This window comes from Mycobacterium sp., assembly GCF_044342925.1.
In the GTDB taxonomy this organism is placed as follows: domain Bacteria; phylum Actinomycetota; class Actinomycetes; order Mycobacteriales; family Mycobacteriaceae; genus Mycobacterium.
Map to the genome: position 1 here is coordinate 1 of NZ_JBIIOV010000265.1, position 15,223 is coordinate 15,223.

Consider the following 15,223-nt stretch of genomic DNA (forward strand, 5'->3'; position numbering starts at 1 on the left):
CCGTGCGTGCGGTGCAACGAGCGGATCAAGTTCTCGGCACTGTCCGCGCGGGCGCTGGCACTGGGTTTCGACGCGGTGGCCACCGGGCATTACGCCCGGCTGTCGCAGGGCCGGTTGCGCCGCGCCTTCGACCGGGACAAGGACCAGTCCTACGTGCTCGGTGTGCTCACCGCCGAGCAGTTGCGGCACGCGGCCTTCCCGATCGGCGACACGGGCAAGCCCGAGATCCGCGCCGAAGCGGCCCGCCGCGGCCTGGCGGTGGCCGACAAGCCCGACAGCCACGACATCTGCTTCATCCCCTCCGGCGACACCCAGGCGTTCCTGGGTGCGCGCATCGGGGTGCGGCCCGGCACGGTCGTCGACGCGGACGGGTCGGTGCTGGCCCGCCACGACGGCGTGCACGGCTTCACCATCGGTCAGCGCAAGGGGCTGGGCATCCCCGGCCCCGGGCCGGACGGCCAACCGCGCTACGTCACCGCTATCGACGCCGAGACCGGCACGGTGCGGGTCGGTGGCGCCGACGATCTGGACACCTGGTCGCTGACCGGACGTGACCCGGTGTTCACGTCCGGTGCGGCCCCCGCCGGCCCGATCGAGTGCGAGGTGCAGGTCCGCGCGCACGGCGGAGTGGCGCCGGGGGTGGCACAGTTCGCCGACGGACGGCTGGCCGTGACGTTGCGCGCCCCACTGCGCGGCGTGGCGCCCGGGCAGACGATGGTGCTCTACCGTCCCGACCCCGGCGGCGACGAAGTGCTCGCCAGCGCCACCCTGAACGGTTAGGTGAATCCGGCACCCTGGCCGGTCAGGCCAGGATCCGGCACCCTGGCCCCGGTCAGGCCAGGATCCGGCACCCTGGCCCCGGTCAGGCCAGGATCCGGCTCAGGATGTTCGACAGCACCGCCTCGGTGATGGTGTCCGGAAAGTCGCAGAACGTCACCTCCACGACCACCGACGATTTCAGCCGGTAGTCCCGGCCGCAGGAGGCCAGCCGCATCCGCACCGATGCGGAGTCGGCCGTCCAGTCGCCGACCAGGAAACGTCCGTAAAACGTGTCGGCGCAACCGATGACGTCGTTGCGCAGTCGGGCGAAGGCCCGCCTGGCGGCCGTGGCGTCGTCGTAGGCGGCTGCGGCCTCGGAGATGCGCTCGCTGTCGGCGTCGATTCGGTAGCTGGTCTTGCGGAAGTCTTCGGTGTCGGGTCCGAACGTCGCGCTGTCGGCGAAGGCGAACTGGCACACCGGCGGCACCGCCCTGGCCGGTTCGTGGTCGTCGATCGGAGCCTTGCCGTTCATGCCGGGACTGACCGTCAGGGCCAGGCTGTCGGTGACGGCCCGCATCTGGGCGGGCCCCAGCAGGACGCCGTCGACCTTGATGACGCCGCCCGGTGTCTCGCTCGATACCGGCAGCGCGGCCCCGTCGACCCGCTGGGTGCATCCGGCTGCCAGCACAGCCGCGGTGCAGATGAGTGCGAGCCAGAGTTTCATGACCACCGCATGCCCCAGACGGGGGTGTTTAATCCCGCTCGAATACGGTTGCGACGTGAGTGTTCTGGCAGCGGGGACCGGGATCGGCTCCTGGCCCGGTGTCAGTCCGCGCCAGGCGGCCGAGGTGATCGTCGGGGAACTGACGAGCCTTCCGTACCTGCCCGAGTTGCCGGCCCGCGGCGTCGGCGCCGACATGATCGGCCGGGCCGGTGCGCTCCTGGTCGACATTGCCGTCGACGTGGTGCCACGCGGCTACCGCATCGTCGCCCGGCCGGGTTCGGTCAGCCGCCGCGCGGCCAGCCTGCTCGACGAGGACATCGACGCCCTGGAAGAGGCCTGGGAGAAGGCGGGCGGAGCGCAGCCGGGTCGGGTGGTCAAGGTGCAGGCGGCCGGTCCGATCACCCTGGCGGCGCAACTGGAATTGGCCAACGGTCATCGCGCGATCACCGACCCCGGCGCGGTGCGTGATCTGACGTCCTCGCTGGCCGAAGGCATGTCGGTGCACCGCGCCACGTTGTCCCGTCGGCTCGGCGTCCCGGTGGTGGTGCAGTTCGACGAGCCGCTGCTGCCGGCCGCGCTGGCCGGTCGGCTGACCGGGGTGACCGCGCTGAGTCCCGTCCACCCCGTCGACGAGGCCGTGGCGATCGGTCTGCTCGACCACTGCGTGTCCACCGTGGGCGGTGAGGTTCTGCTGCACTGCTGCGCCGCCGAGCTTCCGTGGAAGCTGTTGCTTCGCAGTCACATTCAGGGGGTCTCTGTGGACGTGTCGACGTTGGGCGGCCAGGATCTCGACGGGCTCGGAGAGTTCGTCGACTCCGGCCGCACTGTGGTGCTCGGCGTGGTGCCCACCGCTGCGTCCGGCACCCCTCCGTCGGTGGACGAACTGGCCGGTGCGGCGGCCGCCGTGATCGACCGGCTGGGCTTTTCCCGGGCGGTGCTGACCGAGCGGGTGGGGATCAGTCCGAGTTGCGGTCTGGCGGGGGCCACCGATGCCTGGGCGCGCATCGCCACCGGGCTTACCCAGCGCACCGCCGCCGCGATCGCCGACGATCCGGAGATCCCCGCCCGACACCAGTAGTGATCTCGCGCCAAGGTGACTTTCGTCCCTAGCTCATGCCGTCCCTGCGGAGTTGGCTGTGAGTGATCAGACCACCGGTCTGTCATCCAATCGGCGTATTCAATACGGGGGAATTCGGCATGCGTGCTTCTGTGGACGGCAATGGCCAGGGCAAGGCGAGGGGGAGCCGGTCTGGCGGGCGTCCGATTGCGGTGGCCCGCGGCGCGCAGGAGCCGATCACCCCGGGGTATGCCCGTCACATCGGCCGGGTGGGCGCGCTGGCCGTGAGCCTGGGGGTCGGTGCGGCGATCGTCTCGATGCCGGTGGTCTATGCCGATACCCGTGGTTCAGGTGGGTCGACGGGTTCGTCTGATTCGTCGCCGTCTGATTCGTCGCCGTCGGATTCGCCGCCGTCTGATTCGCCGCGGGCGCCACGCGGTTCGCGCGGATCGGTCCAGGAGCCGACGCAGGATTCGGCCGAGTCGGGGGCGGCCCCGTCGGCAGAGTCGACCTCTGAGCCGGCCGATTTCGGTGCGGCTGATTCGGCTGGCTGGCGTGATTCGGTAGGGGATACGCCGGTTGCGCAGGTGGATGTGCCCCGGAACCGTCGCGCAGAGACGGCACCGGTCGGCGATCGAAGCGGTGTCAGTGCGCCGAATGTTGTTCAAGAGCCGGAGGTCCCGAGCAGCCCGGCCGTTGAGGTGCCTGCACCTGCATCGGTCGTGGCCCCGGTGAGCGGTGGTGGAGCAGGGGGGGCGACTGCCCCGGCGCCGGTGGATTCGGGGACCGGATCGTCGCTTGCGGCGGTCGCGACGGAGTCGGCGACTTCCGTGTCACCTCCGGTGATGACGGTATCGCCACGGTTTGCCGGTGCGGGTTCGGTGTCGGATCTGGGTCCGGATCTGTTGTCGTGGTTGACCACCGGGGGCGGTGGTGACGGGCCGGCCGCGGCGCCGTTGATGTGGACGGCGGTGGCGTTTTCGCGTCGGGAACTGGGTGGTCGGTCGCGGACGGCGGCGCCGGCGGCCACCGTCAGCAGCGGTGAGCCGCAGCCTGCCATGTCGACGTTGTTCGCTCCGCAGGCGGCGACGGTCGCCGTGGATCCGGTGGCATCGTTCGTGCGGTTGTTCATCGGTGACGGCACCAAGGACAACCCGAATGCGGGCTTGTTGTTCGGCAGCGGTTACAGCTTTACCGGGGTTTCTGATTGCCCGACGGGTGCGTGCAACGGCGGTAACGCCGGGTTGTTGTGGGGCAACGGCGGCAACGGTTTCAACGGTGGGGCCGGGGGGTCGGCGGGCTGGCTGGTCGGTGACGGCGGGGCCGGCGGTGCCGGTGTGGCGACGGTCAACAACGGAGCCGGCGGCAACGGCGGGCGGGCCGGGTTGTTGTTCGGTAACGGTGGCGCCGGCGGGGATGCGGCTGCGGTGGTGGTCTACGGGCCGGCCGGTGCTGAGGGTCTGGCGCACGCGGCGGGAACCGGCCTGCCAATCCTGCGTGTGACCTACGGAGTGGCCGGCACTGGAGGGACGGCCGGCCTGCTGACCGGTGACGGCGGTAACGGCGGCAATGGTGCCGATGGTGTGTTGCCCGGTGAGGCCGGCAGCCCCGGTGGTGACGGTGGTGATGCCCCCGGCCTGATCGGTAACGGCGGTAACGGCGGCAACGGCGGTCGGGGTGCTGCGGGCGCGGCCGGGGTCAATGGTGCGACCCCGGGTGCGTCGGGCACCGCGGGTGGGCGTGGTGGTGACGGTGGTGCCGGCGGCAGCGGTGGTGCCGGCGGATCGGTTTCGGGTAACGGCGGCAACGGCGGTCTGGGTGGTGCCGCGGGTGCCGGTGGCCGGGGTGGTTCGGGGTTGGCTGGTGCCGATGGTGTCGGTGCCGGGGCGGCCGGTCAGGACGGCGGTGCCGCGGGTGCCGGCGGTGCCGGCGGCAACGGTGGTGCCGGCGGCGCTGCCGGGGCGGCGGGCGGCTCAGTCGGTGATCTGCCCGGGCGAGCGGGCTCCGGTGGTGCCGGTGGTGCAGGTGGCGGAGCGGGTTCGGCCGGTGCCGGTGGTCGGGGGGTGGCCGGTTCGGCGGGCACCAGCACCTCGCGTGACGGTGTGGCCGGTGGCGCTGGTGGGCGCGGCGGTGCCGGCGCGGACGGCGGTCTCGGGGGTGCCGGCGGTCTGGCCGGCGCCGGGCAGGGCGGTATCAACGGTGTCAACGGAACCACCGGCCTGGCCAGCGCTGGTGGCCGCGGTGGTTCCGGCGGTGCGGGCGGGTCCGGGTTCAACGCCTCGGCGCTGACCGATGGCAGTGCGGGCGGCAACGGCGGTTCCGGCGGCGCGGGCGGGGCCGGCGGCAACGCCGGTGTCGGGTCGACTGCGGCGGTCGGTGGTGCCGGCGGTGCTGGTGGTAACGCCGGGGCTGCAGGTTCGGGTGCCCGTGGTGCCAGCGGATTTGCCGGAACGGCCGGTACGCGTGATGGCACTGCGGGGCGCGCCGGTGGGGCCGGCGGCAACGGCGGTAACGGTGGCGTCGGCGGTGTCGGCGGTGTGGGCACCAACGGCGGTGCCACCGGAACTACGGGCACCACCGGGGTGGCCAGTAGCGGCGGTCGCGGTGGTGCCGGCGGAACCGGCGGGTCCGGGTACAACGCTTCGGCGCTAACGGATGGCAGTGCGGGCGGCAACGGTGGTTCCGGCGGCGCCGGTGGTGCCGGTGGTAACGCCGGTGTCGGGTCGAATGCCGCGGCCGGCGGGTCCGGTGGTGCCGGTGGTAACGCCGGGGCTGCGGGCTCGGGTGCCCGTGGTGCCAGCGGAGTAGCCGGAACTGCCGATTCGCGCGATGGCACCGCGGGGCGCGCGGGCGGTCCGGGTGGCAATGGCGGCAATGGCGGTATCGGTGGTGCCGGGGGGCTGGGCAGCAAGGGCGGTGCCAACGGAGCCACCGGTGCCACCGGTGGGGCTAGTAGCGGTGGCCGCGGTGGTGCCGGCGGAACCGGCGGCGCCGGTTACAACGCGTCGGCTCTGACCAACGGAAGCGCGGGGGGCGACGGCGGTGCCGGCGGGGCCGGCGGGGTCGGCGGTAACGCCGGCGTCGGGTCGAATGTGGCTGTGGGTGGGGCCGGCGGGGCCGGCGGCAGCGCCGGACTGGCAGGTTCGGGTGCCCGGGGTGCCAACGGTGTGGCCGGAACGGCCGGATCACGCAATGGCACCGACGGTGGTGCCGGTGGTGCGGGTGGCAATGGCGGCAACGGCGGTATCGGTGGTGCCGGCGGGCTGGGCAGCAAGGGCGGCGCCACCGGGGCCACCGGTTCCACCGGTGGGGCCACCAGCGGCGGCCGCGGTGGCGCCGGCGGTACCGGCGGCGCCGGGTACAACGCGTCGGCGCTGACCAACGGCAGCGCCGGGGGTGACGGCGGTTCCGGGGGTGCCGGTGGTGCCGGCGGTAACTCCGGTGTCGGCTCGAATGCGGCTGCCGGCGGGTCCGGTGGTGCCGGTGGCGGTGCGGGTGCCGCCGGCTCGGGCGCCAAGGGCGTCACCGGATTGGCTGGGACCGTCGATTCCCGTGACGGCGGTGCCGGCGGTACCGGTGGCGCTGGCGGTGCCGGTGGCAATGGTGGTGCGGGTGGAACCGGTGGCGCGGGCAGCGGTGGCGGACCGAACGGTGTGACCGGGTCGCAGGGTCTGGGCCGCTCCGGTGGTGTCGGCGGTGCCGGTGGCACGGGTGGTACCGGGTTCACTCCCTCGGGCTTCTCTGATGGCAGTGACGGTGGCAATGCCGGTGCCGGTGGTGCCGGTGGTGCCGGCGGCAACGCCGGTAGCGGGTCGGGTGCGGTGGCTGGTGGCGCCGGTGGTGCCGGCGGTGCCGGTGGTGCGGCGGGCTGGGGCACGGCTGGTGTCGCCGGTACCAACGGCACGATCACCTCCCGCAACGGCGCCGACGGTGGTGTCGGCGGCAACGGCGGCAACGGCGGCAACGGTGGCGCCGGTGGTGCCGGTGGACTTGGCAGCGGTGGCGGTGTCAACGGGGCGTCCGGCGCGCTGGGGCCGGCTACGACCGGCGGGTTGGGCGGTCAAGGTGGCGCCGGCGGTAAGGGCTTTGACGCTTCAGGGTTGGGCGACGGCAGTGGCGGCGGCAATGGTGGCGACGGTGGTGTCGGCGGTGCCAGCGGCAACGCCGGTGTGGGTTCCAACGCGGTGGCGGGCCGAGTCGGCAGCAATGGTGGTGCCGGTGGTGCGGCCGGTAACGGCGCCAGTGGTAAGACCGGCACGGCCGGTACCAGTGAGGCCCGTGACGGCAATGCCGGTGGTGCCGGTGGCGTCGGCGGTAACGGCGGCAGCGGCGGTTCGCCCGGTGCGGCCGGTGCGGGTAGCGGCGGCGGCGCCTCGGGTGCCGCCGGTATTCAGGGTGCGGCTGCCGCCGGCGGTCACGGCGGCGCGGGCGGTAGCGGCGGCGCCGGATACAACGCGTCGGCGCTGACCGACGGCAGCCCCGGCGGCACCGGCGGTGCCGGCGGCGACGGCGGCGCGGGCGGTAACTCCGGGCTTGGCTCCAACGCGGCTAACGGCGGCAACGGCGGGGCCGCCGGGAACGGCGGCGCGGGCGGTGCCGGCGCCAGTGGCCTGGATGGAGCCGATGCTGAACTGGCCGGCGCGGTCGGCGGCAACGGGACCGACGGCGGCAGCGGTGGCTCCGGTGGAGCCGGCGGCATCGGTGGCAACGCCGGGCTGGCCCTCGGCGCCGGCAGCAACGGCCTCAACGGCAACGGCGGCAACGGCGGCGTCGGCGGCGATGCCGGCACTCCCGGTAACGGCGGTAACGGTGCTGACGGCACCGCGGCGACCCCCGACGGCGGCAACGGCGGCGACGGTGGCGATCCCGGCGCCATCGGCATCGGCGGCACCGGGGGAGCGGCCGGCACCGGCGGTACCGGTGGCAACGCGGGCAATGCCGGTGCCTCGGGCACGGTGGTGACCAGCGGCGGCAATGGCGGCAACGGTGGAAACGGTTGGGACGCAACCGGTGTCGATGTCAGTCACACCGTCACCGCCAGCATCAGCTCTGCTGGCGGTGGATACGGTGCGGCGGTCAGCCCGGACGGCCGATACGCCTACGCGACGAACGGCGCCGGTAACGCGCTGACGGTCATCGAGACCGCGACTAATACCGTCGTCGCCTCCATCGGTGTCGGCGCAATACCGTTCGGGGTGGCGGTGAGCCCGGACGGCACCCGCGCCTATGTCAGCAACAACGTGGGCAGCTCGGTGTCGGTGATCGACACCGCCACCAACACCGTCATCGCCACTCTCGGCGTCGGCACCCGGCCCTCCGGGATTGCGGTCAGCCCGGACGGCACTCAGGTCTGGGTCACCAACAACCAGGGCGGCGCGGGCAACACGGTGTCGGTGATCGACACCGCCACCAACACCGTTACCACCCTGACCGGCTTCAGCTGGCCGTTGGGGGTGGCATTCAGCCCCGATAGCACGCGCGCCTATGTCACCAACACCATCGGCGCCGACTCGCTGTCGGTGCTCGACACCGCCACCAAGGCGGTGATCGCCACCATCCCGGGCTTCACCAATCCGTACTGGGTCGCGGTCAGCCCCGACGGGGCCCACGCCTACGTCACCAACGCCGACGCCAACTCGGTGTCGGTCATCGACACCGCGACCAACACGGTGATCGACACCATCACCGGTGTGAACGGACCGCTGGAGATGGCAGTGAGCCCCGACGGGCAAACCGGTTACGTCACCAGCGGCAACAACGTGATGTGGGTGCTCGATCTGGCCACCAACACGGTGGTCGGCTCCGTCGGGGTCGGGTCGAGTCCGGTCGGCATCGCGGTCAGCCCGGACGGCAGCCAGACCTATGTCAGCAACACCGCCGGCAATTCCGTCACTGTGATCACTAATGCCGCCACCGGCCTTTCTGGCGGTAACGGCGGCGCCGGTGGTGCCGGTGGCGCGGTGGGCAACGGCGGTAACGGCGGTGCCGGTGGTGACGGCGCGGCGGGCACCGATGGCTTTAACGGTGCGACCCCGATCGCGCCGAGTTCGCCTGGGGCGCCGGGTGGTCCGGGTGCGGCCGGTGGTGCGGCGGGGAACGGTGGTGCCGGTGGCACCGGTGGCGTGGTCTCCGGGAACGGCGGCAACGGCGGTGCCGCGGGTAACGGCGGTGCCGGTGGTGACGGCGGTAATGGCGGCAACGGCACCGATGCGGTGCTGGCCGGTGCGGTCGGTGGTGCGGGCGGGGACGGCGGCTCCGGTGGGCTCGGCGGTGCGGGTGGCACCGGTGGTGACGGCGGTGTGGCCCTGGGTGCGGGTAGCGACGGCCTCAACGGCGATGGTGGTGCCGGCGGTGTCGGTGGTCATGCCGGCACTCCCGGTAACGGTGGTAACGGTGCTGACGGCACCGCGGCGAGCCCGGACGGCGGCAACGGTGGTAACGGCGGTGATCCTGGCGCCATCGGCAACGGTGGCACCGGCGGAGCGGCCGGAACCGGCGGAACCGGCGGCAACGCGGGCAATGCCGGTGCCTCGGGCACCGCGGTAACCTCCGGCGGCAATGGTGGCAATGGCGGAAACGGTTGGGATGCAACCGGTGTCGTTGTCAGTCATAGTGCCACCGGCAGCATCGGGGTCGGCGACGATCCGTATGGCGTGGCCGTCAGCCCCGACGCAACCCGTGTCTATGTCGCCAACAACACCGGTGGATCCGTGTCGGTGATCGACGCCGCCACCGGCACCGTGATCTCCACGATCACGGGCGTGACCAACGCCATCGGGGTGGCGGTCAGCCCCGACAACTCCCGCGTCTACGCCGTCAGCAACAGCGCCAACGCAGTAGACGTGATCGACACCGCGACCAACACCGTCACCGCCACCATCGGTGTGGGCAGCCGCCCGTGGTGGGTGGCGGTCAGCCCCGACGGCGCTCGCGCCTACGTCACCAACAACGCCGACGGTTCGGTGTCGGTGATCGACACCGCGACCAATACCGTGACCGCCACCATCGTCGGATTCCCCGGCGGGCGCCCGTTGGGTGTGGTGGTCAGTCCCGACGGTACCCACGCGTATGTCGCCAACACCCAGGGCGGCAATTCGGTTTCGGTGATCGATACCGCGACCAACACCGTCACCGCCTTAATCGGCGGCATGAATCCAGTGTCGGTGGCGATCAGCCCCGACGGCACACACCTCTACGTCACCAACGAGGGCTCTCCGTCGGTGTCGGTGGTCGACACCGCCACCAATACCGTCACCGCGGCCGTCCCGCTCGGCGGCAACGGATGGTGGGTGGCGGTCAGCCCGGACGGGGCGCTCGCCTACGTCACCACCGGCGGCAATTCGGTGTCGGTAATCGACACCGCCACCAACACCGTGATCGACACCGTCGCGGTCCCCAGTGCGGCGTGGGTGGTGGTCAGTCCCGATGGCAGCCACACCTACGTCACCGACAACGGCGGAGACGCGTTGTCGGTCATCTCCAACACCTCCACCGGTCTGGCCGGCGGTAACGGCGGCGCCGGCGGCGCCGGCGGCGCGGTGGGTAATGGCGGTAACGGCGGTACCGGTGGCGACGGTGCCGACGGCACGAGTGGTTTTGACGGCCTGACCCCGACCGTCCCGAGCGCTCCCGGTTCGGCCGGGGGTCCGGGTGCGGCCGGCGGCGCAGCGGGTAACGGCGGTGCCGGTGGCACCGGTGGTGTGGTCTCCGGAAACGGTGGCAACGGCGGTGCCGGTGGCGTCGGCGGGTCTGGAGGTGACGGCGGCAATGGCGGCAACGGCACCGATGCGGTGCTGGCCGGCGCGGTCGGCGGTGCCGGCGGGGACGGCGGGTCCGGTGGCATCGGCGGTGCCGGTGGCACCGGTGGTGATGCCGGTGTGGCACTGGGTGCGGGTAGCAACGGCCTCAATGGCGATGGCGGCGACGGCGGTGTCGGTGGCGATGCCGGGACACCGGGCAACGGTGGCAACGGTGCGGATGGCACCGCGGCGTCCCCGGATGGCGGTAACGGCGGTGACGGCGGCGATCCCGGCGCCATCGGCACCGGTGGTACCGGGGGAGCGGCCGGCACCGGTGGGACCGGCGGCACAGCGGGCAATGCCGGCGCTGCCGGCACCGCGGTGACCTCGGGCGGTAACGGCGGCAACGGCGGAAACGGTTGGGATGCAACCGGTGTCATCGTCACCCGCGTCGTCACCGACACGGTCCCGGTGTCCGGGCCGTATCTGATTGCGATGAGTCCGGTCGGCACCCGCGCCTACCTGTCGACGGGCGGCAACACGGTGACGGTGATCGACACCACCACCAACGCCGTCATCGGCACCATTGCCGTGGGCGCGGGGCCGGGTGGAATCGCGGTCAACCCGGCCGACACCCGCGTGTACGTCGCCAACTACAGCGCCAACTCGGTATCGGTGGTCGACACCGCCAGCAATTCCGTCATCGCCACGATTCCCAGCGTCGGATCGGGGCCGTCCGTGCTGGCGGTGAATCCCGATGGCACCACGGTGTACGTGACGAACAACCTGGGTGGCTCGGTAGCGGTGATCGACACGGCGACGAACACGATCTCCACCACTATTACCGGCTTTTCCCGGCCGCTCGGAGTGGCATTCAGCCCCAACGGCACGCGCGCGTACGTCACCGACACCATCGGTGCGAACCGGGTCGCGGTGATCGACACGGCCACCAACACCGTGCTCACCACCATCCCGGTCGGACCCAACCCATGGGGCGTTGCCGTCAGCCCGGATGGCACCCGCGCCTATGTCAGCAACCTCGACAACGGCACTGTCTCGGTGATCGACACCGCGACCAACACCGTCGTGGCCACCGTGACCGGCGTCCCGAGCGCTCTGGCTGTGGCGTTCAGTCCGGACGGCCGGTACGTGTACGTGAGCCGAGGTGGTGGCAACTCGGTGACGGTCATCGACACCTCCACCAACCTGGTCACCGATAGCGTCACGGCTGGCGCCGGAGCGGCAGGGGTCGGTGTGAGCGCTGCGACCGGTGACATCTACGTCGCCAACAGCTACGTGAACTCGGTGTCGGTCATCTCCAACACCGCCACCGGTCTCGCCGGCGGTGACGGCGGCGCCGGTGGTGCCGGTGGCGCGGTCGGCAACGGTGGTAATGGCGGTGCCGGTGGTGACGGCGCGGCGGGCACCGGTGGGTTCAACGGCGCCACCCCGATCGCCTCGAGTTCACCTGGTGCACCGGGTGGTCCGGGTGCGGCCGGCGGAGCCGCGGGTAATGGCGGTGCCGGTGGCACCGGTGGCGTGGTCTCCGGTAACGGTGGCAACGGTGGCACGGGTGGCGTCGGCGGGGCTGGTGGCGACGGTGGCAACGGCGGTAACGGCACCGATGCGGTGCTGGCCGGTGCGGTCGGCGGCGCCGGTGGTGACGGCGGCGCGGGTGGTGTCGGCGGGGTCGGTGGCACCGGTGGAGACGCCGGTGTGGCCCTGGGCGTCGGGACCGCGGGCTTCAACGGTGACGGTGGTGACGGCGGAGTCGGCGGCGACGCGGGCACGCCCGGCAACGGTGGCAACGGGGCCGACGGAACCGCCGCGACGCCTGATGGCGGGACCGGCGGCAACGGCGGCGATCCCGGCACGGTCGGCGGCGGTGGTACCGGGGGAGCGGCCGGCACTGGTGGGACCGGCGGCGTTGCGGGCAATGCCGGTGCTTCCGGCACTGGGGTGAGCGCCGGCGGTAACGGTGGTAACGGCGGAAACGGCTGGGATGCAACGGGAGTCGTCACCAGCCACACGGTGACCGACACCATCAGCACTGGCGCCGGCTACGGTCTGGCGGTCACGCCGGATGGTCGCTACACCTACGTCAACGCCACCAGTGGAACGACGGTGTCGGTGATCGACAACTCCACCAACGCGGTGGTCGCGACCGTCGGCGTGGGCAGCAACCCGTGGGGTATTGCGATCACCCCGGACGGCACCAAGGCCTACGTGGCCAACCACTTCAGTCAATCCGTGTCGGTGATCGACACCGCCACGAACACGGTCATCGCCACCGTTCCGGTCGGGGTGCGCCCGTCGGGTGTGACAGCCAGCGCCGACGGCGCCCATGTGTACGTCGTCAACTACGACACCTACTCGGTGTCGGTGATCGACACCGCCACCAATACGGTGACGGCCACCATGGGGGTGGGTGTCCAGCCGATCATGGCCGTTGCCAGCCCGAATTCCAGTGTCGGCTACGTCACCAACTTCACCAGCGGTTCGGTATCGGTGTTCAACCCGGCCACCAATACGGTGACCGGTGCGATCGGCGGATTCTTTAACCCGTACTGGGCGGCATTCAGCCCTGACGGCAGCCACGCCTACGTCACCGACTACGGCGCCGACAGGGTCGCGGTGATCGACCCGACCACCAACACCGTCACCAGCACCATCAACGGAATCCAACGGCCCGTCGTTGCGATGATCAGCGCAGACGGCCATTACGCCTATGTGAGTTCGTCCATGGGCAACGCGGTGTACGTGATCGATCTGACGACCAACACTGTCGCGGATGTCGTTGCGGTGGGCTTTAATCCGATCGGCATCGCTGTCAGCCCGGACGGCAGCCAGACCTATGTCAGCAACACCGGCAGCATCACCGTGTCGGTGATCACTAATGCGACCACCGGTCTGGCCGGCGGCAACGGCGGCGCCGGCGGTGCCGGCGGCGCGGTGGGCAACGGCGGTAACGGCGGGGCCGGTGGCGACGGCGCTGCAGGCACCGATGGCTTCGACGGTGCGACCCCGATCGCGCCGAGTTCGCCTGGGGCGCCTGGTGGTCCGGGTGCGGCCGGCGGCGCTGCGGGTAATGGTGGTGCCGGTGGCACCGGCGGTGTGATCTCCGGTGACGGTGGCAACGGCGGCGTCGGGGGCACGGGCGGAGCCGGTGGCGACGGGGGCAGTGGCGGTAATGGCACTGATGCGGTGCTGGCCGGTGCGGTCGGCGGCGCGGGCGGTGACGGAGGAGCCGGCGGTGTCGGCGGTGTCGGCGGCACTGGTGGCAGCGCCGGTCTCGCTCTCAGCGAGGGCGGCACCGACGGGACGGCTGGTACCGACGGCGCCGGTGGTGACGGCGGAGACGCCGGTGCCGGCGGTAGCGGCGGCAATGGCGCCGACGGCGATGCCGCCCATCCCGACGGCGGTGCCGGAGGTGTCGGCGGCAACGCCGGGGTGGAGGGTGCCGGCGGTGTCGGAAACCCTGCCGGCAATGGCGGCGCGGCGGGCGACGCGGGCAACGGGGGTAACGGCGGTGCGGGCTGGAATGCCACTACCGCGTACCTGGTGTCCACCGTCGCGTCCAACACGTTCGCCGGACCGAGTGACGTGGCTATCAGTGGCGACAAGGTCTACGTCGCCAACTACAGCAGCACGACCATTTCGGTGATCGACCGGGTCACCGGTGCGACCATCACCGCGATCACCCACCCCAGTTTCGTCAACCCCACCGACGTGGTGGTCGGCGCGGACGCCAGAGTCTACGTCGCCAACAGCCAAGGCGACACGGTGTCGGTGATCGACCCCGCCAACGGCAATGCGGTCAGCGTCATCGGTGGCTTCAACTGGCCGTACCTGATGGCGGTGGGGCCGGACCAGAAGGTCTACGTCAGCAACTACCAGGGTGATTACGTGTCGGTGATCAACCCCGCGACTGGCAATTCGGTCACCAACATCACCGATGCCAGCTTCAACCAACCAAACCAAATGGCATTCGGCGCCGACGGAAAGCTCTACGTCGCCAACGAGATCGGCAACTCGGTGTCGGTGATCGACACTGTGCATGGCAACGCGGTCAGCGTGATCAACAGCGGCAGTTTCAACGGCTCGCGCGCGATCGCCGTGGGTTCCGACGGCAAGGTCTACGTCGGCAACAGGTACGGCAATACCGTTGTCGTGATCAATCCGGCGAACGGAAACCAGATCACCGTCATCAGTGATCCCAGTTTCAGCCCGGGAAAGATGGCGGCAGGTGCGGACGGGAAGATCTACGTCACCAATCTTGCGGGCAACTCGGTGTCGGTCATCGATCCGGCCGATGCCAACTCCGTGACCGTGGTCACCGATCCCAACATGAGGTGGCCCGTCGGTGTTGAGGTTGCTCCCGATGGCACGGTTTGGGTCACCGACTTCGACAGCAACCGGCTGTCGCTGATCACCCAGGCGCAGACCATCGGTGGGAATGGTGGAGCCGGCGGTAACGGCGGTGGTGCGACCACAGGCACTGCCGGCCACGGCGGCGATGGTGGTGCCGGTGGATTCGGCGCCGACGGCGGGTCGGCCTTGCTGGTCGGCGCGGTGGGTGGTTCCGGTGGACCTGGTGGCGCCGGCGGTAACGCGGGCGCGGGCGGAAACTCGGCCGGCGGCGCCGGCGGTAGCGCCGGCCTGGCCGGCACCGGCGGCGCCGGCGGCACGGGTGGTGCCGGCTACTCGGCCAACCCTGTGGTGGCTCAGATTTCGGGCTTCAGCACCCCGCGCGGCATGGCGGTCAGCCCGGACGGAACCCGGACTTACGTCACCAACAGCGGCGCGGGCACGGTGTCGGTGATCAACAACGCGACCAACACCGTCATCGGCGAGATCGCAGTGGGCAGTGAGCCTTTCGGGGTTTCGGTGGTGACCACCCCCGGGGGCACGTTCGCCTACGTCGCCAACAGGTCCTCGGGCACG

General features: G+C 71.4%; 4 protein-coding genes. 3 read left to right on the forward strand and 1 reads right to left on the reverse strand.

Annotated features, from left to right (window positions below; genetic code table 11):
- On the forward strand, positions 1-780 hold a 780-nt coding region (locus ADBZ6I_RS17105; RefSeq protein ID WP_526385967.1), incomplete at its 5' end, for an MnmA/TRMU family protein.
- A gap of 82 nt (positions 781-862) precedes the next feature.
- On the opposite strand, the gene ADBZ6I_RS17110 is transcribed toward ADBZ6I_RS17105, so the two are convergent.
- Positions 863-1,483, reverse strand: a complete 621-nt coding sequence (locus ADBZ6I_RS17110; RefSeq protein ID WP_526385970.1) for a sensor domain-containing protein — start codon at positions 1,481-1,483, stop codon at positions 863-865.
- Between the two features lie 55 nt (positions 1,484-1,538).
- Here ADBZ6I_RS17110 and ADBZ6I_RS17115 point away from each other — a divergent pair, with 55 nt between their 5' ends.
- Positions 1,539-2,561, forward strand: a complete 1,023-nt coding sequence (locus ADBZ6I_RS17115; protein ID WP_526385972.1) for a methionine synthase — start codon at positions 1,539-1,541, stop codon at positions 2,559-2,561.
- 824 nt (positions 2,562-3,385) lie between these two features.
- Positions 3,386-15,223, forward strand: an 11,838-nt coding sequence (locus ADBZ6I_RS17120) for a YVTN family beta-propeller repeat protein (RefSeq protein WP_526385974.1), incomplete at its 3' end; no start/stop codon positions are given.